Origin of the sequence: Pseudomonas fluorescens, from assembly GCF_000968015.1 — a bacterium.
GTDB lineage: Bacteria > Pseudomonadota > Gammaproteobacteria > Pseudomonadales > Pseudomonadaceae > Aquipseudomonas > Aquipseudomonas fluorescens_W.
The window spans coordinates 23,269-48,507 of record NZ_LACH01000017.1 but is presented as its reverse complement, the minus strand read 5'-3'; the positions used below and the strand labels follow the sequence as shown (position 1 = coordinate 48,507).

The 25,239-nt window shown below is 60.1% G+C and carries 32 protein-coding genes; 13 read left to right on the top strand and 19 right to left on the bottom strand.

Going from position 1 to position 25,239, the window contains the following annotated elements:
• Window positions 1-134: 134 nt before the first annotated feature.
• The 4 genes from ftsY to rpoH all read left to right on the top strand — a co-directional run bounded on the left by ftsY (window position 135) and on the right by rpoH (window position 4,304).
• Complete coding sequence (gene ftsY / locus VD17_RS09910; RefSeq protein WP_046053681.1) at window positions 135-1,649, top strand: signal recognition particle-docking protein FtsY; 1,515 nt, start codon at window positions 135-137, stop codon at window positions 1,647-1,649.
• On the top strand, window positions 1,646-2,317 hold the full coding sequence (gene ftsE / locus VD17_RS09905) for a cell division ATP-binding protein FtsE (protein ID WP_008152655.1): 672 nt from the start codon (window positions 1,646-1,648) through the stop codon (window positions 2,315-2,317). Before ftsY ends, ftsE begins: the two co-directional genes overlap by 4 nt.
• On the top strand, window positions 2,314-3,336 hold the full coding sequence (gene ftsX / locus VD17_RS09900) for a permease-like cell division protein FtsX (protein WP_046053680.1): 1,023 nt from the start codon (window positions 2,314-2,316) through the stop codon (window positions 3,334-3,336). Before ftsE ends, ftsX begins: the two co-directional genes overlap by 4 nt.
• A 113-nt stretch (window positions 3,337-3,449) precedes the next feature.
• Entirely contained in the window at window positions 3,450-4,304 is an 855-nt protein-coding gene (gene rpoH / locus VD17_RS09895; RefSeq protein WP_007897890.1) for an RNA polymerase sigma factor RpoH, read from the top strand.
• 191 nt (window positions 4,305-4,495) lie between these two features.
• Here rpoH and mtgA read toward each other — a convergent pair whose 3' ends face one another.
• Window positions 4,496-5,218: a monofunctional biosynthetic peptidoglycan transglycosylase gene (gene mtgA / locus VD17_RS09890; RefSeq protein ID WP_046053679.1), complete on the bottom strand. Its 723-nt coding sequence runs from the start codon at window positions 5,216-5,218 to the stop codon at window positions 4,496-4,498.
• 74 nt (window positions 5,219-5,292) lie between these two features.
• On the opposite strand from mtgA, the gene VD17_RS09885 reads away from it, so the two are divergent.
• The 4 genes from VD17_RS09885 to trmB all read left to right on the top strand — a co-directional run bounded on the left by VD17_RS09885 (window position 5,293) and on the right by trmB (window position 7,676).
• Window positions 5,293-5,664 carry a DUF423 domain-containing protein gene (locus VD17_RS09885; protein ID WP_046053678.1) on the top strand — a complete coding sequence of 124 codons (372 nt, stop codon included), beginning with the start codon at window positions 5,293-5,295 and terminating at the stop codon, window positions 5,662-5,664.
• 90 nt (window positions 5,665-5,754) lie between these two features.
• Window positions 5,755-5,955 carry a sulfur carrier protein ThiS gene (gene thiS, locus VD17_RS09880; protein WP_168185100.1) on the top strand — a complete coding sequence of 67 codons (201 nt, stop codon included), beginning with the start codon at window positions 5,755-5,757 and terminating at the stop codon, window positions 5,953-5,955.
• A 191-nt stretch (window positions 5,956-6,146) separates the two neighbouring features.
• The gene (locus VD17_RS09875) at window positions 6,147-6,941 is read left to right on the top strand and encodes a thiazole synthase (protein ID WP_007897902.1); all 795 of its coding nucleotides are present in this window, start codon (window positions 6,147-6,149) and stop codon (window positions 6,939-6,941) included.
• Between the two features lie 9 nt (window positions 6,942-6,950).
• Complete coding sequence (gene trmB, locus VD17_RS09870; protein WP_046053677.1) at window positions 6,951-7,676, top strand: tRNA (guanosine(46)-N7)-methyltransferase TrmB; 726 nt, start codon at window positions 6,951-6,953, stop codon at window positions 7,674-7,676.
• Between the two features lie 131 nt (window positions 7,677-7,807).
• Here the strand turns inward: trmB and VD17_RS09865 are convergent, their stop codons facing one another.
• From VD17_RS09865 to VD17_RS09820, 10 genes are all read right to left on the bottom strand, one after another.
• Window positions 7,808-8,131: a DUF3392 domain-containing protein gene (locus VD17_RS09865; RefSeq protein ID WP_033060485.1), complete on the bottom strand. Its 324-nt coding sequence runs from the start codon at window positions 8,129-8,131 to the stop codon at window positions 7,808-7,810.
• 22 nt (window positions 8,132-8,153) lie between these two features.
• Window positions 8,154-9,359 (bottom strand): radical SAM family heme chaperone HemW, encoded by a 1,206-nt coding sequence (hemW, locus tag VD17_RS09860; protein ID WP_046053676.1) that lies wholly within the window; start codon window positions 9,357-9,359, stop codon window positions 8,154-8,156.
• Window positions 9,356-9,952, bottom strand: coding sequence for an RdgB/HAM1 family non-canonical purine NTP pyrophosphatase (rdgB, locus tag VD17_RS09855; protein WP_046053675.1), 597 nt, complete (start codon window positions 9,950-9,952; stop codon window positions 9,356-9,358). Before rdgB ends, hemW begins: the two co-directional genes overlap by 4 nt.
• A complete protein-coding gene (locus VD17_RS09850) occupies window positions 9,949-10,383 on the bottom strand; it encodes a DUF4426 domain-containing protein (RefSeq protein ID WP_046053674.1) in 435 nt (144 codons plus the stop codon). The genes rdgB and VD17_RS09850 overlap by 4 nt, the downstream gene beginning before the upstream one ends.
• Before the next feature lie 26 nt (window positions 10,384-10,409).
• Complete coding sequence (gene metW / locus VD17_RS09845; RefSeq protein WP_046053673.1) at window positions 10,410-11,030, bottom strand: methionine biosynthesis protein MetW; 621 nt, start codon at window positions 11,028-11,030, stop codon at window positions 10,410-10,412.
• Between the two features lie 7 nt (window positions 11,031-11,037).
• Window positions 11,038-12,177, bottom strand: a complete 1,140-nt coding sequence (metX, locus tag VD17_RS09840; RefSeq protein ID WP_046053672.1) for a homoserine O-succinyltransferase MetX — start codon at window positions 12,175-12,177, stop codon at window positions 11,038-11,040.
• A gap of 303 nt (window positions 12,178-12,480) precedes the next feature.
• Window positions 12,481-12,777, bottom strand: coding sequence for a DUF167 domain-containing protein (locus tag VD17_RS09835; RefSeq protein ID WP_033060477.1), 297 nt, complete (start codon window positions 12,775-12,777; stop codon window positions 12,481-12,483).
• A gap of 4 nt (window positions 12,778-12,781) precedes the next feature.
• Entirely contained in the window at window positions 12,782-13,372 is a 591-nt protein-coding gene (locus tag VD17_RS09830; RefSeq protein ID WP_017341276.1) for a YggT family protein, read from the bottom strand.
• 10 nt (window positions 13,373-13,382) lie between these two features.
• On the bottom strand, window positions 13,383-14,201 hold the full coding sequence (proC, locus tag VD17_RS09825) for a pyrroline-5-carboxylate reductase (protein WP_046053671.1): 819 nt from the start codon (window positions 14,199-14,201) through the stop codon (window positions 13,383-13,385).
• 35 nt (window positions 14,202-14,236) lie between these two features.
• Window positions 14,237-14,923: a YggS family pyridoxal phosphate-dependent enzyme gene (locus tag VD17_RS09820; protein WP_046053670.1), complete on the bottom strand. Its 687-nt coding sequence runs from the start codon at window positions 14,921-14,923 to the stop codon at window positions 14,237-14,239.
• 55 nt (window positions 14,924-14,978) lie between these two features.
• Between VD17_RS09820 and VD17_RS09815 the strand changes: the two genes are divergently transcribed.
• Entirely contained in the window at window positions 14,979-16,013 is a 1,035-nt protein-coding gene (locus VD17_RS09815) for a type IV pilus twitching motility protein PilT (protein ID WP_046053669.1), read from the top strand.
• A 102-nt stretch (window positions 16,014-16,115) separates the two neighbouring features.
• On the opposite strand, the gene VD17_RS09810 is transcribed toward VD17_RS09815, so the two are convergent.
• The gene (locus tag VD17_RS09810; RefSeq protein ID WP_046053668.1) at window positions 16,116-16,733 is read right to left on the bottom strand and encodes a C40 family peptidase; all 618 of its coding nucleotides are present in this window, start codon (window positions 16,731-16,733) and stop codon (window positions 16,116-16,118) included.
• Window positions 16,734-16,983: 250 nt separating this feature from the next.
• On the opposite strand from VD17_RS09810, the gene VD17_RS09805 reads away from it, so the two are divergent.
• On the top strand, window positions 16,984-17,415 hold the full coding sequence (locus VD17_RS09805; protein WP_046053667.1) for an NINE protein: 432 nt from the start codon (window positions 16,984-16,986) through the stop codon (window positions 17,413-17,415).
• 83 nt (window positions 17,416-17,498) lie between these two features.
• On the opposite strand, the gene VD17_RS09800 is transcribed toward VD17_RS09805, so the two are convergent.
• The 7 genes from VD17_RS09800 to gshB all read right to left on the bottom strand — a co-directional run bounded on the left by VD17_RS09800 (window position 17,499) and on the right by gshB (window position 23,593).
• Complete coding sequence (locus tag VD17_RS09800) at window positions 17,499-18,770, bottom strand: dihydroorotase (protein ID WP_046053666.1); 1,272 nt, start codon at window positions 18,768-18,770, stop codon at window positions 17,499-17,501.
• Window positions 18,767-19,771 (bottom strand): aspartate carbamoyltransferase catalytic subunit, encoded by a 1,005-nt coding sequence (locus tag VD17_RS09795; RefSeq protein ID WP_007897943.1) that lies wholly within the window; start codon window positions 19,769-19,771, stop codon window positions 18,767-18,769. The genes VD17_RS09800 and VD17_RS09795 overlap by 4 nt, the downstream gene beginning before the upstream one ends.
• A 27-nt stretch (window positions 19,772-19,798) precedes the next feature.
• Window positions 19,799-20,302: a bifunctional pyr operon transcriptional regulator/uracil phosphoribosyltransferase PyrR gene (gene pyrR, locus VD17_RS09790; protein ID WP_033060467.1), complete on the bottom strand. Its 504-nt coding sequence runs from the start codon at window positions 20,300-20,302 to the stop codon at window positions 19,799-19,801.
• An 84-nt stretch (window positions 20,303-20,386) separates the two neighbouring features.
• Window positions 20,387-20,824, bottom strand: a complete 438-nt coding sequence (ruvX, locus tag VD17_RS09785) for a Holliday junction resolvase RuvX (protein WP_005792259.1) — start codon at window positions 20,822-20,824, stop codon at window positions 20,387-20,389.
• Window positions 20,824-21,396 carry a YqgE/AlgH family protein gene (locus VD17_RS09780; protein ID WP_008152608.1) on the bottom strand — a complete coding sequence of 191 codons (573 nt, stop codon included), beginning with the start codon at window positions 21,394-21,396 and terminating at the stop codon, window positions 20,824-20,826. Before VD17_RS09780 ends, ruvX begins: the two co-directional genes overlap by 1 nt.
• Before the next feature lie 266 nt (window positions 21,397-21,662).
• The gene (locus VD17_RS09775) at window positions 21,663-22,562 is read right to left on the bottom strand and encodes an energy transducer TonB (protein ID WP_046053665.1); all 900 of its coding nucleotides are present in this window, start codon (window positions 22,560-22,562) and stop codon (window positions 21,663-21,665) included.
• A 77-nt stretch (window positions 22,563-22,639) separates the two neighbouring features.
• Complete coding sequence (gene gshB, locus VD17_RS09770; RefSeq protein ID WP_046053664.1) at window positions 22,640-23,593, bottom strand: glutathione synthase; 954 nt, start codon at window positions 23,591-23,593, stop codon at window positions 22,640-22,642.
• Between the two features lie 235 nt (window positions 23,594-23,828).
• On the opposite strand from gshB, the gene pilG reads away from it, so the two are divergent.
• From pilG to VD17_RS09755, 3 genes are read left to right on the top strand one after another with little or no spacing between them, the layout of a single operon-like run.
• Window positions 23,829-24,233, top strand: a complete 405-nt coding sequence (gene pilG, locus VD17_RS09765) for a twitching motility response regulator PilG (protein ID WP_046053663.1) — start codon at window positions 23,829-23,831, stop codon at window positions 24,231-24,233.
• A 57-nt stretch (window positions 24,234-24,290) separates the two neighbouring features.
• The gene (gene pilH, locus VD17_RS09760) at window positions 24,291-24,656 is read left to right on the top strand and encodes a twitching motility response regulator PilH (RefSeq protein ID WP_033060460.1); all 366 of its coding nucleotides are present in this window, start codon (window positions 24,291-24,293) and stop codon (window positions 24,654-24,656) included.
• Window positions 24,657-24,666: 10 nt separating this feature from the next.
• Complete coding sequence (locus tag VD17_RS09755; RefSeq protein ID WP_046053662.1) at window positions 24,667-25,200, top strand: chemotaxis protein CheW; 534 nt, start codon at window positions 24,667-24,669, stop codon at window positions 25,198-25,200.
• The last annotated feature ends 39 nt before the right edge of the window (window positions 25,201-25,239 follow it).

Genomic DNA, 25,239 nt, shown 5'->3' with positions numbered 1-25,239 from the left:
TTGTAAGGTGCCGTTTGCACCTCGACAAAATGTTGCGCGTGAACAAGCTGGGTCAATCGCAGTCTGTTCTGCATCGAATATTTATTTGCCGAGGCGCCCTTAGGCGCGTCGCTACTGTGAGATAGCCGTCCTCCATGTTTGGTTCCAACGACGACAAGAAAGCCCCAGCTGCGGCTGGTGAGAAGAAAAGCCTGTTCGGATGGCTGCGCAAAAAGCCGCAGGAACCCGTCGTCGAACAGCCACAGCCACTTCCTGAGCCCACGCCTGCGCCGGTAATAGAAGCAGAGCCCGCGCCGATTGTCCTGCCGGTCGCCGAGCCGGTGCTGCAACCGGTCGCCGAGCTTGAGCCTGATGTCGTCGCCGAAGTCGTGGCCCAGGTGCCGCTCACGCCCGTTGCCGAGCCATGGCTGACGTTGCCAGTGGCGGAAGAGCCGGTGGCATTGGTCGTAGATGACCTGGCACCTCACGTTACACCACCCATTCCAGCCCCGACTGCCTTTGCTCCTGAGCCCGTTCAAGCGCCAGTGGTTGAGCCGGTTGTCGCACCAGTGGTAGTGGCTGAGCCTGAACCGGTTGTTCCAGAACCTGTGGTGCCCGCATTCCTTGCTCCGGTTGCTCCGGTTGTTCAAGCGCCGGCGCCGGTCGTCGCTCCCGTTGCCGCCGCACCTGTCGTTCCCGTCGAAGCGCCTGCCGAGCCCGCGCGTACCGAAGAAACCAAAGCCGGTTTCTTCGCCCGCCTGAAACAAGGCTTGTCCAAGACCAGCGCCACCATTGGCGAAGGCATGGCCGCCCTGTTCCTGGGCAAGAAGATCATCGATGACGAACTGCTCGAAGACATCGAAACCCGCCTGCTGACCGCCGACGTTGGCGTCGAGGCTACGTCGGTGATCATTCAGCGTCTGACCCAGAAGGTCGCTCGCAAAGAACTGGCCGATGCCGATGCGCTGTACAAATCCCTGCAAGCGGAACTGGCGGCGATGCTCAAACCCGTCGAGCAACCGCTGAAAATCGCTTCGCAGAACAAGCCGTTCGTGATTCTGGTTGTCGGCGTCAACGGTGCGGGCAAGACCACCACCATCGGCAAACTGGCGAAGAAGCTGCAGCTCGAAGGCAAGAAAGTCATGCTCGCGGCCGGCGATACCTTCCGCGCCGCCGCCGTCGAACAATTGCAGGTCTGGGGGGAACGCAACAAGATCCCGGTCATCGCCCAGCACACTGGCGCTGACTCGGCTTCGGTTATCTTCGATGCCGTGCAAGCCGCCAAGGCCCGTGGCATCGACGTGCTGATCGCCGACACCGCCGGTCGCCTGCATACCAAAGACAATTTGATGGAAGAGCTGAAAAAGGTTCGCCGGGTTATCAGCAAACTCGACGCCGATGCGCCTCACGAGGTGCTGTTGGTGCTTGATGCCGGTACGGGGCAGAACGCGATCAGCCAGGCCAAACAATTCAACCAGACCGTCGAACTAACCGGCCTGGCGCTGACCAAGCTCGACGGCACCGCCAAAGGCGGGGTGATTTTCGCCCTCGCCAAGCAGTTTGGCTTGCCGATTCGCTACATCGGCGTCGGTGAAGGCATCGATGATTTGCGTACTTTTGAAGCAGAGCCCTTTGTCCAGGCATTGTTTGCCGAGCGGGAGCGTTCATGATTCGTTTCGAACAGGTCGGTAAGCGCTACCCGAACGGTCACGTCGGCTTGCATGAGCTGAGCTTTCGAGTCCGTCGGGGCGAGTTTTTGTTTGTGACTGGCCACTCTGGCGCTGGTAAAAGCACTTTGTTGCGCCTGCTGCTGGCTATGGAGCGTCCGACCACTGGCAAATTGCTGCTGGCCGGGCAAGACCTCAGCACCATCAGCAACGCACAGATTCCTTACTTGCGCCGGCAGATCGGCGTGGTATTCCAGAACCACCAGCTGCTGTTCGATCGCACGGTGTTCAACAACATCGCGCTGCCGTTGCAGATCCTTGGGCTGTCCAAGGCCGAGATCGCCAAGCGCGTGGATTCGGCCCTGGAACGTGTGGCGCTGTCGGACAAGACCGATTTGTACCCGGGCGACTTGTCCACCGGTCAGCAACAGCGCGTCGGCATCGCCCGCGCCATCGTTCACCGCCCGGCCTTGCTGCTGGCAGACGAACCGACCGGTAACCTCGATCCACGTCTGGCGGCTGAAATCATGGGCGTGTTCGAAGACATCAACCGTCTGGGCACCAGCGTGCTGATTGCCAGTCACGACCTGGCACTGATTGCCCGCATGCGCCACCGCATGCTGACCCTGCAGCGCGGTCGGTTGATCGGTGACGGGGAGGCCGGCGTATGAGTGCGACACGCAGCCCCAAGGTTTCCGAGCGTGTGGCCCCGAAGGCCGCCGACCAGCAGCCGCAGAAGAAAAAACGCGACGATGATGACGGCCCGGATTTCGCCACTCTGTTCCGCGCCTGGGTCGAGAGTCATCGCGCCAGCTTGCTCGATAGCTTGCGTCGTTTGGGCAAACAGCCAGTCGGTAGCTTCTTCACCTGCATGGTGATGGCGGTTGCCCTGAGTTTGCCGATGGGCCTGTCACTTTTGCTAAATAACGTCGAGCGTCTCGGCGGTTCCTGGCAGCGTGCGGCGCAGATTTCCCTGTACCTGCAAATCGAGGCCAGCCCTGCGGAGGGTGAGTCGTTGCGCGAGCAGATCAAGGGGATGCCTGGCGTAGCTGATGCTGAATATGTCGGCCGCGATCAGGCGCTGGAAGAGTTCCAGCAGCAATCAGGTCTGGGTGAGGCGCTCAAGGAATTGCCAGAAAACCCGCTGCCAGGCGTGGTTCTGGTGACGCCGAACGAAGTCGACAAGCCGGCCCTTGAAGCATTACGACAAAAACTTTCCGAGTTGCCCAAGGTACAACAGGCGCAACTTGATCTAGTCTGGGTCGAGCGTCTGGCAGCCATCCTCAAGCTGGGTGACCGTTTTGTCTTCGGTCTGACCGTGCTTCTGGTTTCTGCATTACTTTTGGTGATAGGCAATACCATTCGTCTTCATATTGAAAACCGCCGCACAGAGATAGAAGTGATTAAACTCGTCGGCGGCACTGACAGCTATGTGCGCAGGCCTTTTCTGTATATGGGTGCGCTTTATGGCTTCGGTGCGGGGATTCTTTCCTGGGGCGTATTGGCGTTCGGCCTTGATTGGCTGAACGACGCGGTGGTGGGGCTGGCCGGTTTGTACGGCAGTGATTTCGCGCTGGCCGGAGTGCCGGTTGCCGACGGTCTGTCTCTCTTGCTTGGCGCGGTGCTGTTGGGGTATATCGGTGCATGGATTGCAGTCGCACGCCACCTGAGGGAGCTTGCGCCTAAGTAGTATCACTTTGCTCGTATTGACCTTTCAGTATTTATGGGAACTTGTCTTTCGGTTTCCGGTCAATTTTCGCAGTGCTGAACTGCACGAGTTATGTAAGTCGGAGGTTTTTTCGTATGACCAATTCTTTGCAACCTGCATATGCTCTGGTCCCGGGTGCGAACCTGGAGGCCTATGTGCACACCGTGAACAGCATTCCATTGCTGACGCCGGAGCAGGAGCGTGAACTGGCCGAGAGTCTCTATTATGAGCAGGATTTGGGGGCGGCTCGGCAGATGGTGCTCGCCCACCTGCGTTTTGTCGTACATATCGCCCGTAGCTATTCCGGCTACGGTCTGGCTCAGGCTGACCTGATCCAGGAAGGCAACGTCGGCCTGATGAAGGCCGTGAAGCGCTTCAACCCGGAAATGGGTGTGCGTCTGGTTTCGTTCGCTGTGCACTGGATCAAGGCGGAAATCCACGAGTTCATCCTGCGCAACTGGCGCATTGTGAAAGTCGCGACCACCAAGGCCCAGCGCAAGCTGTTCTTCAACCTGCGCAGCCAGAAAAAACGTCTGGCGTGGCTGAACAACGAGGAAGTCCACCGTGTGGCGGAAAGCCTCGGTGTAGAGCCTCGGGAAGTGCGTGAGATGGAAAGTCGCCTGACCGGCCATGACATGGCCTTCGACCCGGCCGCGGAAGCGGACGACGACAGTGCTTTCCAGTCGCCAGCCAACTATCTGGAAGACCACCGGTACGACCCGGCCCGTCAGCTGGAAGATGCTGACTGGAGCGACAACTCGAACCACAACCTGCACGAAGCGCTTGAAGTGCTGGACGACCGCAGCCGTGACATCCTCTACCAGCGCTGGCTGGCAGAAGAAAAAGCCACGCTGCACGACCTGGCGCAGAAGTACAACGTGTCGGCCGAGCGTATTCGTCAGCTCGAGAAGAGCGCGATGAACAAGCTCAAGTTGTCGATTGCCGCATAACCTGCGCGCCGACATAAAAAAACGCCCCGATCATTGATCGGGGCGTTTTTGTTTGTGTGCTCAACACATAACCCATGTGGGAGCGAGCTTGCTCGCGATGGCGTCGGGTCAGTGGATACAGATGTTGAATGATCAACCGCTATCGCGAGCAAGCTCGCTCCCACAGGAGTCTCAGGTGTTCAGAGGATCGGTTACTCGGCCCAAGGCGCCCGGCGTGAATCGTTGATGCCAACCAGATAGCTATCGCCCCCCAACTGACTCATCTGCTGCCGAATCCACCCGGCCCGCCGTGCGACGTAATTGGTCGGATGACTCGCACTCCAAACCCGCGGGTTTGGCAGTACGGCGGCCAGCAGGCTCGATTGCTGGCGACTCAAACCTTTAGCGCTTACACCAAAGTGATGCCTGGCCGCCGCTTCCGCGCCAAACACACCGTCATCCCACTCGACACTGTTGAGATACACCTCAAGAATTCGCTGCTTGGGCCAGAACACTTCGATCAGCCCGGTAAACCACGCCTCCAGGCCTTTGCGCAGCCAGCTGCGGCCGGACCACAGAAACAGATTCTTCGAGACCTGCTGGCTCAGGGTGCTGGCGCCACGAATCGTTCCACCGAGCTCGTTGTGAGCCAGTGCGGCCTGGATCGCGCCAAAGTCAAAACCCCAATGCTCCGGGAATTTCTGATCCTCGCCGGCAATCACCGCGACTTTTAGGTCGTCGGAGATTTCATCCCAGGGTTTCCAGGTGCGTTGCAGATCGATGGGCTCGCCGTCGAACCAGGATTCGACCTTGCGCTCGACCATCAACGCCGTTCCCGGTGGCGGTACCACGCGAAAGATCAGCACCAGCAATACGCTGCCACCCGCGAACCAGAGCAGGGACTTCGTGAATCGTCGTAAAAATATACGCAGCATAGAGATGGCTTGGCCGAACCCGTTGAGCGGGCCATTATACAGACCCTGTGGATCGAGTCTGACTGGAGTTCTTCATGCTGCGTGGCTTTCTGATGCTGGCCGCTTTTTTCGGCTTCACCGGTGTTGCCCTTGGCGCGTTCGCCGCCCATGGCTTGAAAAGCCGTCTGACGCCCGAGTACCTGGCGATTTTCCACACCGGCGTGACCTACCAATTGGTGCACACCTTGGCGTTGCTGGGCGTTGCGCTGCTGGCCACGCAGATTCCCGGTCGTCTGATCACGTGGGCGGGTGCATCGTTTGTCGTCGGCATCCTGCTGTTTTCCGGCAGTCTGTACCTGTTGACCGTGACCAGCGTCAGCAAGCTCGGGATCATCACCCCCTTCGGCGGCCTGGCATTTCTGGTCGGCTGGTTCTGCCTGGGGCTTGCCGCCTGGCGGTTGAGCTGACCGGGTGGTCCATTTCATGACGAATGGCTTGGGTCGCCAAGACTGATCGGGCTAGAATGCCAGCCCCTAAAAATGATGGCGGCATTCGGTATGCGCATTCAGTTGAACGGCGAATCCCTTGAACTGCCCGACGGTGAAACCGTTGCGGCCCTGCTGACCCGTCTGGAACTGACCGGGCGCCGGGTGGCGGTCGAACTCAATCTGGATATCGTCCCGCGCAGCCAGCACGCAGAAACCACGCTGAACGACGGCGATTGCGTCGAAGTGGTTCACGCCATCGGCGGCGGCTAGTCGCCAAACACTGTGAAAACTGCTGCGCTCGGAAATACTGCGTTAAAAACAGGCTCGGAATGCTCATTTACAACCCGTAAACTCCGCTTCCTCGCCTGTTTTTGCCTTGTCTTTCCTTCGCTCGCGACGTTTTCACAGCGTTTGGTTAATAAGGAATTCTGCAAGAACCTCACCCCTACAGAGGATTTCCCATGAGCATCGTTCGTAGCGACAAGCCCTTCGTCCTGGCCGGTCGTACTTACCAGTCGCGTTTGCTGGTAGGTACTGGCAAGTACCGCGACATGGAAGAAACCCGCCTGGCCATCGAAGCCTCGGGTGCCGAGATCGTCACCTTCGCGGTGCGCCGCACCAACCTCGGCCAGAACCCGGGCGAACCGAACCTGCTCGAAGTCCTGTCGCCGGATCGCTACACCTTCCTGCCTAACACCGCCGGTTGCTTCGACGCTACCGAGGCTGTGCGCACCTGCCGCCTGGCCCGTGAGCTGCTCGGCGGCCACAACCTGGTGAAGCTGGAAGTGCTGGCCGACCAGAAAACCCTGTTCCCCAACGTGATCGAAACCCTCAAGGCCGCCGAAGTGCTGGTCAAGGAAGGTTTCGACGTGATGGTCTACACCAGTGATGACCCGATCATTGCCCGTCAACTGGCGGAAATCGGCTGCATCGCGGTCATGCCGCTGGCCGGTCTGATCGGCACGGGCCTGGGGATCTGCAACCCGTACAACCTGCAGATCATCCTTGAAGAAGCCAAGATCCCGGTGTTGGTGGATGCCGGTGTCGGTACCGCCTCCGATGCCACCATCGCCATGGAACTGGGTTGCGAAGCGGTGCTGATGAACTCGGCCATCGCCCATGCCCAGCAGCCGATCATGATGGCTGAAGCCATGAAACACGCCATTGTCGCGGGCCGCCTGGCCTACCTCGCCGGCCGCATGCCGAAAAAACTCTATGCCAGCGCCTCCTCGCCGCTGGATGGTCTGATCAAGTAAGAGCCATTGATGACTGAATCAAACGAAACGCCTATCCAGCCGGAAGAAGGCGAAGAGCGCCAACACCGCCGCATCAAGAGTTTTGTGATGCGCGCCGGGCGCATGACCGAAGGCCAGCAAAAAGGTCTGGAGCAGGGCACGCCGCTGTTCGTGTTGCCTCTGGCCGATGCGCCGGTGGACTTCGATCAGGTGTTCGGTCGTTCGGCGCCGCGCTCGCTGGAAATCGGTTTCGGCATGGGCCATTCGCTGCTGGAAATGGCCGCGGCCTCGCCGGAGCAGGATTTCATTGGCGTGGAAGTGCACCGTCCGGGTGTTGGCGCGCTGCTCAATGGCGTGCTGACTCAGGGCCTGACCAACCTGCGGGTCTACGATTGCGATGCGATTGAAGTGCTCAACCGCTGCGTGGCCGACAACAGCCTCGATCGCCTGATGCTGTTTTTCCCGGACCCATGGCACAAGAGCCGTCACCACAAGCGTCGTATCGTTCAGGCGTCGTTCGCTGAACTGGTGCGCAGCAAGTTGAAGGTCGGCGGTGTGCTGCACATGGCCACCGACTGGGAACCGTACGCCGAGTACATGCTGGAAGTGATGAACGTCGCGCCGGGTTATCGCAACCTGGCCGAAGACGGCAAATGCGTCCCGCGCCCGACCGAGCGCCCGATCACCAAGTTCGAACGCCGCGGCGAACGTCTTGGGCATGGCGTGTGGGACCTGAAGTTCGAAAAACAGTCCTGAACATCACGCGGTAAAAAATGTAGGAGTGAGCCTGCTCGCGATAGCGGTCTGACAGTCACCTAAGAGGTTGAATGTCAGACCGCTATCGCGAGCAGGCTCACTCCTACAGTTGTTTTAGGTGTAACGAAAAGTCAGCGGCGGTCTGCTACGACGCCAATCAGCACCAACACCACCAACAACACCGGCGCCAGGCTGTAGTTGTTGAACTGGCTCAGGCCTTTGATGATCCATGGTGTGGCGTAGATCAGCGCGACGCCGCTGCCGACCATGCACAGCAGGGCCATCAGCGGGACGCGCAAGGCGCCGGCGATGCTGCCCAGGCGTGCGTCGACCCAGCCTTTGATATCGGCACCAAACAACACCAGCAGGCAGCCCACCAGTGCCAGCGCGATTTCAGACAAGTTGCTACGGCTCCAGCGGGACGCGGTGGCGAGCAGGTCGAGTATCAAATCCATTCGTTTTCCCTTAAGGCTGAAATCAGCTCAGAAATGTCTGCAGCAAGTCATTGAGGAAGAGTTGTCCGCGCTCGGTGGCCGCCAGACGTGACGGTTCGACCTGCAACAAGCCACTTTGTTCTGCTTCGCGGCGGCCTTCGGCGAGGCTTTCCAGGCTCATCCCGGTGCGTTCCGGGTACAGTCGCGATTCCACGCCCTCGGTCAGGCGTAAGGCGTTCATCAGGAACTCGAACGGCATTTCTTCATTGGTCAGGGCTTTCTCCCCAGCCTTGAAGCTTTTGGCCGGGTTGAGGTAGTCCTTCGGCAGACGGGTCTTCCAGGTACGGACGATGCGCCCGTCCGGGTGGCTGAGTTTGCCGTGAGCCCCGGCACCGATGCCGATGAAGTCGCCGAAACTCCAGTAATTGAGGTTGTGCCGCGCCGGACGGCCGGGTTGGGCATACGCCGAGACTTCGTATTGCGCGTAACCGTGCTCGGCCAACAGCGCCTGACCGGCTTCCTGAATGTCCCACAGCGTGTCGTCTTCCGGCAGTGTCGGCGGCTGGTTCCAGAACACCGTGTTCGGTTCCAGGGTCAACTGATACCAGGACAAGTGGGTCGGTTTCAGGGCGATGGCCTGGCGCAGATCGCTCAAGGCGTCGTCCAGGGACTGATCGGGCAAACCGTGCATCAGGTCCAGATTGAAGTTGTCGAACCCGGCCTGACGGGCCATGCCGGCGGCACGTACCGCTTCGTCGCCGTTGTGAATCCGCCCCAAAGCCTTGAGTTTCTCTTCCTGAAAGCTTTGGATGCCGATCGACAGGCGATTGATGCCCAGCGCGCGGTAAGCGACGAACTTCTCTTGTTCGAACGTCCCAGGATTCGCTTCCAGCGTGATTTCGATGTCGCTGGCGAACGGAATGCGTTGCTCGACGCCTTTGAGCAAGCGGCCCAAAGCCTCGGCGCTAAACAGGCTTGGCGTGCCGCCACCAAAGAAGATCGAACTCAGCTCACGGCCGTAAACCGCATGCAGGTCCTGATCGAGGTCGGCCAGCAGCGCGTCCACATATTCTTCTTCCGGCAACACTGGGCTGGCGGTGTGGGAATTGAAGTCGCAATAAGGGCATTTGCGCACACACCACGGGATGTGGATGTACAGCGCCAAGGGCGGCAGCACAGGCAGGGCGGCCCGAGGCGATTGGGCGGCGCCGCCGAAGATCAGCGGCGACGCGGATGAGTCATGGATCATTTCAGGCCCAGACGCTGGCGCAGCAGATCCATTGCACGGGCGCGGTGGCTGATGAGGTTCTTGTCGCTCGGGCTCAGTTCGGCGCTGGAGCAATCGCGCTCCGGCACCCAGAACAGCGGATCGTAACCAAAACCGTGTTCGCCACTGGCTTGGGTCAGGATTCGTCCGTGCCACAGACCTTCGCAAAGGATCGGCAACGGATCATCGGCGTGACGCACCAGCGCCAGCACGCAAACGAATTGCGCACCACGTTCGGCTTCCGGCACGTCTTTCAACGCATCAAGCAGTTTGGCGTTGTTCGCCGCATCGCCCTGACCATCGGCGTAACGAGCCGAGTAGATACCCGGCGCACCGCCGAGGAAATCCACGGCCAACCCCGAATCGTCTGCCAGTGCAGGCAGGCCGGAAATGCGCGCGGCATTGCGGGCCTTGAGGATGGCGTTTTCGACGAACGACAGGCCGGTTTCTTCAGGCTCGACGCTGCTGAACTCGCCGATCGAGCGCAGTTGCACCGATTCGCCGAGCATGGCCTGAAGTTCCTTGAGTTTGCCGGCGTTGTGGCTGGCCAGTACGAGTTGCGTGAAATTGATCATTCGCCGGGGAAGAGCTCTTGGTTGAAATTGATGGTGTTGATTTTATCGCCGTTCTGCACCTTGATGTCGAAGGTGCGGACTTCCTGTTGATCGACGGGGAACTGGGCGATGTAGTAGATCGCGCCTTGTTCAGTGATCTGTTTGAACTTCAACGGTACAGTCTGACTGGTCAGGTCTTTCACCGATCCGCTGACTTCAGCGCTCAGTGGTTTGCCATCCTTGAGCACAGAGACGTTTATCACGCCCTGGTTCTTGCTTCGAGTCAGCCCGGCTGCTTTGGCGATATCCGGTGTCAGGAAGGTGGAGTTGAAAGTGTTGTAGTGCACCGTTACATCGCCAAAGGTTTCTTTGCGCTCGCCTTTGATGACGTCGGCGGCCATGGCGGTGACGCTCAGGCAGGCAGTAAGTACAAACAGCGCTAGTCGACCCATGATCGTTCTCCTCGAAGTGTCGTGACTCAGACCGCGACCTTGTGGTCTTGCAGCCCGGGGCTGCTGACGCGGTAAATACCGATTTCACCTAATAGATTAGGCCATAGCTTACTGGCCCACCCGTGACGGTGCTGTTGATCCACGGCAAGCCGATCAATGACCCTGGCTTCACGTTCGCGACACAGCGCTTCAAAGTCTTCGAAGGTGCAAAAGTGGATGTTCGGTGTGTTGTACCAGGTGTAGGGCAGAAAATCAGACACCGGCATCCGGCCCTTGCTCGCCAGGTACCAGCGGCAGCGCCAGTGACCGAAGTTGGGGAAGGTGATGATGCACTGGCGACCGACGCGCAGCATTTCGTCGAGGATCTTGTCCGGGTAGTGCACGGCTTGCAGCGCCTGGGTCATGACCACGACGTCGAAGCTGTTGCTGGCAAAGTTGCCCAGGCCCTTGTCCAGGTCCTGCTCGATCACGTTGATGCCCTTGGCCACGCACTCGGCGATGTTCTCCGGGTCGTTTTCCAGGCCATAGCCGGTCACTTGCTTGTTATCGCGCAGCCAGGTCAGCAGCTCACCGTCGCCGCAACCGAGGTCGAGCACGCGGCTGCCAGCGGGGATCCATTCCTGGATGATTTCCAGATCAGCTCTCATGGCTTTCTCACAACGAAATGCGGTTCATGTAATTGCTGAATGCCTGCAAGTAGCGCGGGATCGGAATCAGGAAGGCGTCGTGGCCTTGCGGAGCGTCGATCTCGAGGTAGCAGACGTCTTTCTTGGCCGCCATCAGCGCGTCCACCAGTTCCCGCGAGCGGGCAGGGGAGAAGCGCCAGTCGGTGGTGAAGGACATCACGCAGAACTTGGCTTGGGCATTGGCGAAGGTTTTCGCCAGGTCATCGTCGAAGTTCGCCGCCGGATCGAAGTAGTCCAGCGCCTTGGTCATCAGCAGGTACGTGTTGGCGTCGAAGCGCCCGGAGAACTCTTCGCCTTGATAACGCAGGTAGCTTTCGACCTGGAACTCGACGCTGTGGAAGTCGTAGTTGAGCTTTTCGCTCTTCAGGCCACGACCAAATTTCTCACCCATGGAGTCATCGGACAGGTACGTGATGTGCCCGACCATCCGCGCCAGCATCAAGCCACGCTTGGGGATCACGCCGGCTTCCTGGAACGAACCGCCGTGGAACTCGGGGTCGGTGAGGATCGCCTGGCGCGCCACTTCGTTGAAGGCAATGTTCTGCGCCGACAGCTTGGGGGCCGAGGCGATGGCCAGGCAGTGGCGAATGCGATCCGGGTAAGTGATGCTCCACTGCATCGCCTGCATGCCACCGAGACTGCCGCCAATCACGGCGGCCCATTGGCCAATGCCGAGCAGGTCTGCCAGGCGCGCCTGGCTGTGAACCCAGTCTTCCACGGTCAGCACCGGGAAGTCGGCGCCAAACGGCTTGCCGGTTTCCGGGTTGGTGCTGCTCGGGCCGGTTGAGCCGTTGCAGCCGCCGAGGTTGTTCAGGCTGACCACGAAGAATTTGTTGGTGTCGATCGGCTTGCCAGGGCCGATGCAGCTGTCCCACCAACCGGGTTTTCGGTCGTCGAGGCTGTGGAAGCCGGCAGCGTGATGGTGACCGGACAAGGCGTGGCAGATCAGCACGGCGTTGCTCGCCGCGGCGTTCAGCGTGCCGTAGGTTTCGTAGATCAGGTCATAAGCTGGGAGCGAACGACCGCAGGCCAAGGCCAGGGGTTCACTGAAGTGCGCCACTTGCGGCGTCACCAGACCAACAGAATCGGGGGGGAAGGCAGCTGGCATCGACCCTGCTCTCGTTGAAATGAGGCGTAAGTCTAAAGACCGCTGCCTTTAGCAGCAAGCAAAGGCCGAGGTGTTTGGGAAATGGGTGCTCGGCGTTGGATCGACCCCTCACCCTAACCCTCTCCCCAGGGGGTAGAGGGGACTGACCGAGGTCCTCATTCGAGTTACATCGACCTGAAAGTCTGAGTCGAACTCAGGTTCTGAAAAGTCCCCGATCTGCTCCCTTTCCCCCTCTCCCCTATGGGGCGGTCCGACGTTTCGGGAGGGCTGGGGTGAGGGGTGGCTTTTTGAAGCGACACCCAATCAAAGCGAACGCTGCACCAAACCAGGTAAATCCGGCAACTTCTTCGGCGAACATATCCGCACCCGCTTCTGCCGGTTTAGCTCGCCGCTAATCAAACTCACCTGGCTCTTGGAAACCCCAAACGCCTTGGCCAGAAACGCCATCAAATACGCGTTGGCCTTGCCTTCAACCGGCGGGGCCGTCAGGCGAATCTTCAATCGATCACCATGCAGCCCGCAGAAATCATCGCTGCGGGCCGCCGGTTGCAGGTGACATTCCAGAATCAGGTCGTCACCGTCCCAGCGAAAGTAGCTCACCGGGTCAGATCAGCAGGCGCAGGATTTCCGGCATCATCGTCATGGCGGCGAGGTTGTTGATCACCAGCATGTCGATCAACTTGAGCACCATGAACGCCAGGATCGGCGAGATATCCAGGCCGCCAAGGTTCGGCAGGATCTTGCGGAACGGCGCCAGGGCCGGCTCGCAGATCTGGTTCACCAGCTCGGCGCCAGGGTTGTGGCTGCCCGGTGCGACCCACGACAGGATCACGCTGATGATCAGGGCGAAGAAGAAAATCTTCAGGAACAGCGCGGTCACGCCGATCAGCGACCAGATCAGCAATTGCAGCGGGTTGCCGGTGGTGCCGTAAGTCAGCAGCAGGGTCAGGGCCATCAGCGCCAGTTGCACGAGGATCGCCAGCACCAGCGAGGACATGTCCAGGCCGAACATGCTCGGGATGATCCGGCGCAATGGCTTGAGCAGCGGCTGAGTGGCTTTCACGGCGAACTGGCAGAGCGGGTTGTAGAAGTTCGCGCGTACCAGTTGCAGCACGAAGCGCAGCAGCACGATCAGCAGGTACAGGCTGCCGAGGGTTTGCAGCACGTAGACCGCTGCAGTGTTCAATCCAATCATGTAAGGCTCCTTATTGACCCAATTGTTCGGCCATCTCGGCCGAGCGGTGCGCAGCGGCGCCAAGTGCTTTTTCTACCAAGGCTTCGAAGCCGCCGGCCTGGAACGACTTGATCGCCGCTTCCGTCGTGCCCGCAGGCGACGTCACGCGGCGACGCAGTTCAGCCGCGTCGACGTCACTGGCCACGGCCATGTGAGCGGCGCCCAAAGCGGTTTGCAGGGTCAGTTGTGCCGCGATGTCTGCTGGCAGGCCAAGTTTCACGCCAGCGGCGGTCATGGCTTCGATCAGCAGGAAGAAGTACGCAGGGCCCGAGCCGGAAACGGCGGTGACCGCGTCCAGTTGCTGCTCTTCGTTCAGCCACAGTGCGATGCCGACGGCGGACAGCAGTTCTTGCGCCTGTTGGCGTTGCTCGGTACTCACTTCAGTAGTGGCGAACAAACCGCTCACGCCCTGACGCAGCAGCGCCGGGGTGTTGGGCATACAACGTACGATCGGTTGGGCGCCGAGCCAGTTGTTCATGCTGGCGCAGGTGATGCCGGCCGCAATCGAAACCACCAGTTGATTCGGCTTGAGGCTTGGGCGAAGCGCTTCGCAGACGGCTTTCATCGCTTGGGGTTTGACCGCCAGTACGACGACTTCGGCGCCCTGGATGGCGTCGGCGTTGTCGGCGAACACCTCGATGCCGTGTTCAGCGCTCACACGAGCGCGGGTTTCAGCGCCCGGATCACTGGCGCGGATCTGCGCGGCGTCCAGACCTTTGGCGCGCAGGCCGCCGATCAGGCTGGCGGCCATGTTGCCGGCACCGATAAAGGCAATACGAGTCTTGCTCATGTCAGGTCCTTATAGAGAGAGGAGTCAGCCATTGTTCACGGTTGACTGTAATCACGGGCGCCAAACAGGGCCGTACCGATACGGACCCAGGTGGCGCCTTGGGCGATGGCCGACTCGAGGTCGTGGCTCATGCCCATGGAAAGTGTGTCGAGCGGTAGGTTCAGGCTGGTTTGCAGGCGCTGTACGGCAGCAAAAGCGGCATCCTGGGCGGCGCGATCATCGGTCGGCTCGGGGATTGCCATCAACCCGCGCAGCTTGATGCGCGGCAGTTCGCTGATGGCATTGGCCAAGGCCGGCAGGTCGGCCGGGGTGCAGCCGGACTTGCTGGCTTCACCGCTGACGTTGACCTGGATGCAGATGTTCAGTGGCGGCAGATCGGCGGGACGTTGTTCGGACAGGCGTTGTGCGATTTTCAAACGATCCACGGAATGCACCCAGGCGAAGTGCTCGGCGATAGCGCGAGTCTTGTTCGATTGAATGGGGCCGATGAAGTGCCAGATCAAGGGCAGGTCGGCCAATTCGAGCTGTTTGCTCAGGGCTTCCTGCAGGTAGTTTTCGCCAAAGTCGCGCAGCCCCGCGGCATACGCTTCGCGCAGGGCTTCGGCGGGCTTGGTCTTGCTCACGGCCAGCAGCTGGACGCTGTCTTCGTCGCGCTTTGCGGCGACGGCAGCAGCATGGATGCGTGAACTAACCTGAGCAATGTTGTCTGCTATCGTGGACATCAAGAGGCGCCGGCGGCTGAAGGTTCGCGGCATTCTACTGGAATTGAGGAACGCTATGGATATCACTGAGCTGCTGGCTTTCAGCGCGAAACAGGGCGCGTCCGACTTGCATCTGTCTGCCGGCCTGCCACCGATGATTCGGGTCGACGGCGATGTGCGGCGCATCAACCTGCCGGCCCTGGACCACAAACAGGTGCAGGCGCTGATCTACGACATCATGAACGACACCCAGCGGGTGGACTTCGAGAAGCACCTGGAGACCGACTTCTCCTTTGATGTGCCCGGCGTGGCGCGTTTTCGGGTTAACGCGTTCAACCACAATCGTGGTGCTGGCGCGGTGTTCCGGACCATTCCGTCCAAGGTCCTGAGCATGGACGACCTCGGTATGGGGGAAGTGTTTCGCAAGATTACCGAAGCGCCGCGGGGGCTGGTGCTGGTGACCGGTCCGACCGGTTCCGGCAAATCCACGACCCTGGCGGCGATGATCGATCACCTGAACTCCCATCGCCATCACCACATCCTCACCATCGAAGACCCGATCGAGTTCGTCCACGAGTCGCGCAAATGCTTGATCAACCAGCGTGAAGTCCATCGTGATACACGCAGTTTCGCCACGGCTCTACGCTCGGCCCTGCGGGAGGACCCGGACGTGATTCTGGTGGGGGAGATGCGGGATCTGGAGACCATTCGCCTGGCATTGACCGCCGCTGAAACCGGTCACCTGGTGTTTGGCACGCTGCACACGACCTCGGCGGCGAAAACCATCGACCGGGTGGTGGACGTGTTTCCGGGGGACGAGAAGTCGATGGTTCGTTCGATGTTGTCCGAGTCGTTACTGGCGGTGGTGTCGCAGACGTTGGTCAAGAAGATCGGCGGCGGGCGGATCGCGGCCCATGAAATCATGCTCGGCACTTCAGCGATCCGTAACCTGATCCGCGAAGACAAGGTGGCGCAGATGTACTCGTCGATTCAGACCGGGGGAAACCTGGGGATGCAGACGCTGGATATGTGCTTGAAGGAGCTGGTGAGCAAGGGCTTGATCAGCCGCGAGCATGCGCGGGAGAAGGCGCGCACGCCGGATGGTTTTTGAGGCTTAAAGCAAAAGATCGCAGCCTGCGGCAGCTCCTACAGGGAAATGCATAATCCCGTGTAGGAGCTGCCGCAGGCTGCGATCTTTTGATCTTGCTTCAAATCAGCGTTGAACAACCTGCAGGGTGTTCTTCTCTTTCGGCATCACCCGCTTGGCAACCACGTAGTGGCTTTCCCAGTAGGGTTTCTTCAGCGTGTCGATGGTCACCGACTTGCCACGACGTGGTGCGTGGATGAAGCGGTCGTTGCCCAGGTAGATGGCAACGTGATTGACCCGACGGCTCTTGATGTTGAAGAAAATCAGGTCGCCAGGCTTCAGATCCTTGCGATCGACTTTCTCCCCATGACCACTGGCCATGGCGTTGGAAGTGCGCGGCAGGTCAAACGTGGCGTCGTTAAACGCGTATTTCACCAGGCCACTGCAGTCGAAGCCTTTACTTGGGCTGCTGCCGCCCCAACGATAGGGTGTACCGAGGACGTTTACGGCGCGGCTCAGCACGTTGCTGCTTTCCTTGCTCGCCATTGGCGGAACAAGGCTGCTTTTGCTGCTCAGTTGGGGAGCGCGTTTTAAGGTCTGTTTGTTTTTGCTCGAAGGAGCAGAAATATGGGATTTTGGGGTGTAACCATTAACGTTAGGAAGACGTTGCTCACGATTGGTGGCGTGGGCGGCCAGTGGCATCAAAAGGCAAATGGTTAGCCATGTCTTGAAAAATGGACGCATTAGGCAAGGCTCATATAAGTTAGCGCGCAACTTTATAACAGCTTTTTTGGCCCTTCCGAGGCCGTTGGTCGATTCAACCTTGGGGTCAACGGAACCAAATAAGCGGAAAATAGACGCGATTGTCGGACAGACGTCAGGTGGTATAAGGCTTTGACGGGAGAGACAGTACCATTTGCCATACGTCGGCAACTCGTAAAAAAGTCACAAAGATTTAAAGAATATTTATCTATCGTGTGAATCGAGGTCCTTCATGAACACCTATCAACAGCCCGTACCGCATCAAGACACGCACAGCAAAGTGATCGGTTACCTGCTGTGGATTTTCGGTTTTACCGGCGCTCACCGCTTCTATTACGGCAAGCCGGTGACGGGGACGATCTGGTTCTTAACACTCGGTTTGTTGGGTATCGGCTGGCTGATCGACCTGTTTCTGATCCCGGCAATGGACCGTGAAGCAGACCTGCGGTTCACCGCGGGGCCTATCGAATACAACGTCGCGTGGATTCTGCTGACGTTTCTTGGGGTGTTCGGCGTGCACCGGATGTATCAGGGGAAGTGGATCAGCGGGTTGCTGTACCTGGTGACGGGCGGGTTGTTCTTTCTGGGGGTGCTGTATGACTTCTGGACGCTGAATGACCAGGTGTCGATTCGCAATTCGCAGAACCGAGGCACCTTCCAGTAAGTCTTCGCGAGCAGGCTCGCCCCCACAGGGTTGATGCGGCCCTTGTGGGAGCGAGCCTGCTCGCGAATGCAGGCGACGCGGGCTTACGCCTGGTGACTGATGCGTCCATCCACCAAGGTGTAACGCACCACGCCCGGCAGGCTGTGGCCAATGAACGGGCAGTTTTCGCCTTTGGACAGCCAGGTCTCGCCGGCCACGGTCGAAGCCGTCGGATCGAACAGCACGATATCCGCCGGTCCACCTACCGCCAGTTTGCCCGCCGGCAGGCGCAACGCCTCGGCAGGTCCGGTGCTCAAGCGCGCCAACAGCGTCGGCAGGTCCAGCAAACCGTCTTCCACCAGCGTCATTGCCAACGGCAGCAGCAGCTCAACGCTGCTGATGCCAGGCTCGGTGGCCCCGAACGGCGCCAGTTTGGCATCCCGCTCGTGGGGTTGGTGATGGCTGGAGATAGCTGAGACCACGCCCAATTTCACCGCTTCACGCAGGCCATCGCGGTCAGCGCGGGTGCGCAGCGGCGGCTGGACGTGATAGAGGCTGCTGAAGTCGATCAGCGCTTCGTCGGTCAGGATCAGCTGATACAAGGCCACATCGGCGGTCACCGGCAGGCCGCGAGCTTGGGCCTGAGCGATCAGGGCCACGCCACGGGCGCTGGTGAGCTGGCTGAAGTGCGCGCGCACGCCGCTTTGCTCGACCAGCAGCAGATCCCGCGCGAGAGCCACGGTTTCGGCAGTTTCGGGGATGCCCGGCAAACCGAGGAAGCTGGCGGTCGGGCCTTCGTGGGCCAGACCACCTTCAGCCAGGTCGTGGTCCTGAGAGTTGAAAATCACCGTCAGGTCGAATGTTGCGGCGTATTCCAGCGCCCGGCACAGCGTGCGGGTGTTGCGGAAGCTGTCCAGGCCGTTGCCGAAGGCCACGCAACCGGCATCGCGCAAGGCGACCAGTTCGGCCAGCTGTTCGCCGTCCAGGCCTTTGCTCAGGGCGCCGATCGGGAAGACCTTGGTGTTGCCGGCTTCGCGGGCGCGGTCGAGGATCAATTCGGCCACGGCCGAGGTGTCCAGCACCGGTTTGGTTTTCGGTGGGCAGCACAGGCTGGTGACGCCACCGGCCGCGGCGGCGCGGGTTTCACTGACGATTGAGCCTTTACGGCTGTAGCCCGGCTCGCGCAGGGCGACGTTCAGGTCAACCAGCCCAGGGGCGGCGACCAGGCCTTTGGCGTCGAGGGTGTCGACGGCGACAAAACCGGCTGGCGCGGCGCCAAGGGCAATGATCTTGCAGGCTTCAATATGGATATCGGTAACTTGATCCAGGCCGCTGGCTGGATCGATGACACGGGCGCCGAGAATGCTGAGCTTCACTGGGCGTTCTCCTGCTCGAATTGGCGCTGGGCAGTCTGCCCGCTCATGGCCATGGACAGCACGGCCATACGAATCGCAATACCGTAGGTGACCTGGTTGAGGATCACCGAGTGCGGGCCGTCGGCCACCGCCGACTCAATCTCCACGCCGCGGTTGATCGGCCCCGGGTGCATGACGATGCAATCCGGTTTGGCTCCGGCCAGGCGCGCGGTGGTCAGGCCGAACAGGCGGTAGAACTCGCCTTCGCTCGGCAGCAGACCGCCAGTCATGCGTTCACGCTGCAGACGCAGCATGATCACCACGTCGACGTCTTTAAGGCCTTCGGTCATGTCGGTGTAAACCTTCACGCCATATTGCTCGATGCCGATCGGCAGCAGGGTTTTCGGCGCGATCACGCGGATGTCCGGGCAGCCGAGGGTTTTCAGCGCGAGCATGTTCGAGCGCGCCACCCGCGAGTGCAGGATGTCGCCGACGATGGCTACGGAAAGGTTTTCGAAGCCGCCCTTGTGCCGACGGATGGTGAGCATGTCGAGCATGCCCTGGGTCGGGTGGGCGTGACGGCCGTCGCCGCCGTTGATGATCGCCACTTGCGGGCAGACATGTTCGGCGATGAAGTGCGCCGCACCGGAATCACCGTGCCGCACGACGAACATGTCGGCGGCCATGGCTTCCAGGTTGCGCAGGGTGTCGAGCAGGGTTTCGCCCTTGCTCGCCGACGACGTGGATACGTTCAGGGTGATCACGTCCGCCGACAGCCGCTGGGCCGCCAGTTCGAAGGTGGTGCGGGTGCGGGTGGAGTTCTCGAAGAACACGTTGCACACGGTCTTGCCGCGCAGCAACGGGACTTTCTTTACTGCCCGGGCGCCGACTTCGAGGAACGAGTCGGCGGTGTCGAGGATTTCCGTCAGCAGCTCGCGGCGCAAACCGTCGAGCGAGAGGAAGTGGCGCAGCTGGCCCTGATCATTGAGCTGCAGCGGGCGCTTGGTTTCTAGAGGCGTCATCGCGAGGGGGACTCTCAATAGGGCGAATTAAAGGGCGAGGTCTTGCAGTTCGAGCTTGAGTTCCGGGCCGGACAGTTTCACCCGTTCGTGGGCGGCCAGCGACAGGGTCGCGCCGACCACATTCGGGCGGATCGGCAGCTCGCCGGCGTCCAGATCCAGCAGGCACACCAATGTCACGCTGGCCGGGCGGCCGTAGTCGAACAGCTCATTGAGGGCGGCGCGGATGGTCCGGCCGCTCATCAGCACGTCATCGATCAGCACCAGGTGTTGGCCTTCGATCTCGAACGGCAGGGCGGACGGGCGCACTTGCGGGTGCAGGCCGTTCTGGCTGAAGTCGTCGCGGTAGAAGGAAACGTCCAGGGTGCCGAGGGGCGAGTCGCTGCCCAGTTCATCGAGCAACGCCTGGGCGACCCAGACACCACCGGTACGAATACCGATGTAGCGCGGTTCGCTGATGCCACGTTTGGCCAGATAGGCGTCAAGCCGGGTCGCCATCTGGCTGATCAGTTCAACGGGATTGGGCAGGCTCATGGTTGCTCCTTCTTGGGCCCGAGCCGGGTTCTGCTGGAGAGATGGCTCGGGTTGTCGCTAAGTAGAGACGCTTGTTGCGGCTCTTCAGGATTCGAACAGTGCGGTGTTTTCGTCGAGCCAGCCTTGCAGCAGCAGGGCGGCGGCGATGGCGTCCACCGGGTTGTCGCGGTAGCTGCCCTTTTGTCCGCCACGATCACGCCGTTCGCCCTTGGCTTCGAAGGTGGTCAGGCGTTCATCGTGGGTATAGAAGGGCAGGTTGTAGCGGCCATTCAGGCGGCGGGCGAATTTCTCGGCGCGCAGGCACATGTCGCTTGGCGTGCCGTCCATGTTCAAGGGCAGGCCCACCACCACGGCATCAGGTTTCCACTCTTTAATCAGGGCTTCGACCTGATTCCAGTCGGGAATACCGTTTTGTGCCTTCAAGGTGCACAGCTCGCGGGCCTGGCCGGTAATCACCTGGCCGACCGCCACGCCGATCTGTTTGGTGCCGTAGTCGAAACCCAAAATCAGGCGCAGGGCCATCAGGCGTGTCCCGCCTGGCTGGTCAGCAGGCTGAGATTCACACCCAGGTGCTTGGCCGCTGCTTCCAGGCGCAGTTCGCTGCTGGTGTTGAACAAGATTTCGGCATCGAACGGGCACGTCAGCCAGGCGTTCTGGGCCAGCTCGGCTTCCAGCTGGCCGGCTTCCCAGCCAGCGTATCCGAGGGCGATCAGGCTTTTCGCCGGACCGACACCGTCGGCGATAGCGAACAGCACATCCTGGGAGGTCGACAGGGCCAGTTTCTCATCAAGCTCAACGGTGGCCTGATAACTCTGCCCCGAGGGGTGCAGGACAAAACCGCGATCGGTCTGCACCGGGCCGCCGATGAAGATCGGCACATGCTGGCAGAGCATCGGCGGTTCGATGTCGGGGCGCAGTTGCTCGAGGATATCGGCCAGGTTGAGGTCTTGCGGACGATTGACCACCAGGCCCATGGCACCATTGGCCGTGTGCTCGACGATGTAGGTCAAGGTGTGCGCAAAGTTCGGGTCGACCATGTGAGGCATGGCGATCAGGAATTGATGCTTGAGGTAGCTGGGGCTGACGTTCTTCATGAGCGCTAGTGTGGCGTTGGAGGGGCAAACTGACAAGCTGAGGATGCCGCAATTTGGCAGTCGACACAGATCAAATGTGGGAGCGAGCTTGTGTGGCGAGGGGATTTATCCCCGTTGGGTTGCGAAGCGACCCCAAGCTTGCAACCCCGTTGTGTCTGACACAACGCATGCAATGGTTTTACGACTGCTGCGCAGCCGAACGGGGCGGTGCGGCGTTCCGCTAAATCCCCTCACCACATAGCCCGCTCCCACAGGGGGTGTGGTGTTCAATTACTGGACAACCGGTCCCCGCGGGCAAACTTCCAGGTGCGGATGATTTCCAGACGATCGATATCCGACAAATCCCCGGTAAACGGTGAAAACGGCGCCGCCAGCCGTACGATGCGCTGCGCTGCCTGATCCAGCAGCGGTTGCCCGGACGACTCCAGCACCAGCACTTCAAAGAGCGAGCCGTCACGGTTGATCGAAACCATCAGGCGCAAATTGCCGTAGATCTGCTTGCGTCGCGCTTCGTCGGGGTAATTCAGGTTGCCGATGCGCTCGACCTTCTTGCGCCACTCGTCCTTATACCAGGCACCCTTGTCGCGCATGGTCGACGCGGCGCTCAGGCGGTGGATACGCGGGCGCTTGGCATACAGCTGTTGTTCGTTGGCCAGTTCCGCTTCCAGGCTGGCGATGTCGGTGGACAGCTGTTCACTGTCGAACGTCGGCGCGGCGACGGCGGGTTTGGTGACGGGCTTGGGTTCTTCGGTTTTGGTCGCGGCCTTTTTCGGCTTGGGCGCGATGGTCGTCACGGCTGCCTTCGGTGCGGCTTCCTGCACTTGAGGTTTGGCTGCTGGCGGTGGCGTGACTTTCTGCACCTTGTTGTCCTGGAAAGGCGCGACCTCGGTGGTCTTGGGAATTGCCTTTTTATCCAGGGTGCCACTGCCTTCCTGATTCTCTTGAGCGAGGAAATCGGCTTTCTCAGGCTTCTTTTCGCTTTTGAAGGTGGCGAGGGTGATTTCCAGGGTTTTGCTGATTTGCTTGGGTTCGACCATCGTAAAGCCGACGCCCAACAGCACGGCCAGGTGAATCAGCGCCGCGAGAAACAGGGTAAAACCGAGGCGATCAGCCGGGCGCACGCCACGATGGGCGAGTTCAGCGGGCAGATCGGACGGGAGCGTCATGACAAAAAAACCAACATCGCGTTTTTCACAGGCCGCGGATGATAACGCAATGTTGGTCGTTTCTTGGCTGTTCTATATCAACGGGCCTTGAGCTTCTGATCGATGGCATCCATCAGCAGGCCGCCGATGTCGGTGCCAAACGCGTTATCAATCTCGCGAATGCAGGTCGGGCTGGTGACGTTGATTTCCGTCAGATGCTCGCCGATCACGTCCAGACCGACGAACAACAGGCCTTTTTCGCGCAGGGTCGGGCCGACTTGTGCGGCGATCCAGCGATCTTTCTCGGTCAGCGGTCGGGCTTCGCCACGGCCACCGGCGGCGAGGTTGCCACGGGTTTCGCCAGCGGCCGGAATTCGTGCCAGGCAGTAATCCACCGGCTCGCCGTCGATCATCAGGATGCGCTTGTCACCGTCTTTGATTGCCGGCAGATAACCCTGGATCATGATTTGCTGTTTGCCGTGCAGGGTCAGAGTTTCGAGGATCACCGACAGGTTCGGGTGGCCAGCGGTGTGACGGAAGATCGACGAACCGCCCATGCCGTCCAGCGGCTTGAGGATCACATCGCCGTGGTGATCGGCGAATTCACGCAGTACGTCCGGGCGACGGCTGACGATGGTCGGCGGCGTGCACTGCGGAAACAGCGTGGCGAACAGCTTTTCGTTGCAGTCACGCAGGCTTTGCGGCTTGTTGACCACCAGCACGCCCGCGCGTTCGGCTTGCTCCAGCAGATAAGTGGAGTAGACGAATTCCATGTCGAACGGCGGATCCTTGCGCATCAGGATCACGTCCAGATCGCTCAGCAACGCGTCGGTCTCGGCGTCGAGTTCGAACCATTTTTCCGGGTTGGCGAAGACTTTCAACGGACGCATCCGCGCCCGCGCTTCGCCTTCAGCCTGGTACAAATCGCCCTGTTCCATATAGAACAGTTCCCAGCCGCGCTTCTGTGCGGCCAGCAACATGGCCAGCGAGCTATCCTTTTTATAGGAGATGCTGGCGATAGGGTCCATGACAATCCCGACGCGAACGCTCATGGGTTTTTCCTCGAAATTGGGTGGGTCGCAGTGACCTGCAAAAGTGGCGTCAGAGTGGCGCTGAGTGTGTTCCCGGTCAAGGAAAAACCACTGCGCCAGTCGCCCGATAGATTGGAGTTGGAGACTGTGCTAAAAAGGCTGCCATGTCGTGCCGGGCCTTGAGCATCAAGGGTTTCGAGCCACCGATTAACCGCAAGCGGACAAATAGATTCGTAAAGGCGACGGTAGAGCAACTATGGAACAGCAACCCAGCGCCTTGAAGGTCATGGTGATCGACGATTCGAAAACGATTCGCCGCACCGCCGAAACGCTGTTGAAGAACGTGGGGTGTGAAGTGATCACGGCCATCGATGGTTTCGATGCCCTGGCCAAGATTGCCGACAATCACCCCGGCATCATCTTTGTCGACATCATGATGCCGCGTCTGGATGGTTATCAGACCTGCGCTTTAATCAAGAACAACAGTGCGTTCAAGTCCACGCCAGTGATTATGCTGTCGTCCAAGGACGGGCTGTTCGACAAGGCCAAGGGGCGCATCGTCGGCTCCGACCAGTTTTTGACCAAGCCTTTCAGCAAGGAAGAACTGCTGAACGCGATCCAGGCCCATGTACCGGGCTTCGCCGCCGTTTTGCCGCAGTAGGACACGCACAGTGACGCTCGGCCAGCGGGCCCGGCGTCGACAAGAATGGGGAAGACCATGGCACGTATTCTGATCGTCGATGATTCGCCGACCGAAATGTACAAACTGACCGGCATGCTGGAAAAGAACGGTCATGAAGTGTTGAAAGCCGAAAACGGCGCCGACGGCGTGGCCCTGGCCCGTCAGGAAAAACCCGACGCCGTGCTGATGGACATCGTCATGCCTGGCCTCAATGGTTTCCAGGCGACCCGTCAGCTGACCAAAGACCCGGAAACCGGGCACATTCCGGTGATCATCATCACCACCAAGGATCAGGAAACCGACAAGGTCTGGGGCACGCGCCAGGGCGCCAAGGACTACCTGACCAAACCGGTCGACGAAGAGACCCTGATCAAGACCCTGAACAACGTGCTGGCCGGTTGATCGTCCGGCCATGACCGAGTCGCTGACGGCTTTCGAACTGCTGCTGCAGATCGACCAGCGTTGTCGTCTGCTGGCGGCGGACTTGCCGTCCCAGCCGACCCGGCAAGACAGTTGGAGCGGCATCGGCTTCCGTCTGGGCGAGCACTGGTACGTCGCGCCGATGGGCGAGGTCAGCGAAGTGTTGCACGAGCCGAGGTGTACCCAGCTGCCGGGGGTCAGACCCTGGGTCAAGGGCGTGGCCAACCTGCGCGGGCGTCTGTTGCCGATCATCGACTTGTGCGGCTTCTTCGGACATGAGCTGTCGGCCGTGCGCAAGCAGCGCCGAGTATTGGTGATCGAGCATAACGAGGTGTTTGCCGGGTTGATGGTCGATGAAGTCTTCGGCCTCCAGCATTTTGCCCAGGACAGTCTGGAGCCGGCAGATACCTTGAGCGGCCCGATTGCACCCTTCATCCAGGGCCAGTTTCAGCGCGAGCAGACCTGGCAGGTGTTCAGCCCGTTTGCGTTGGTGCAGTCACAAAGTTTCATGCATGTAGCGGTCTAACGCGCGGCGCAACCCCTGTGGGAGCGAGCTTGCTCGCGA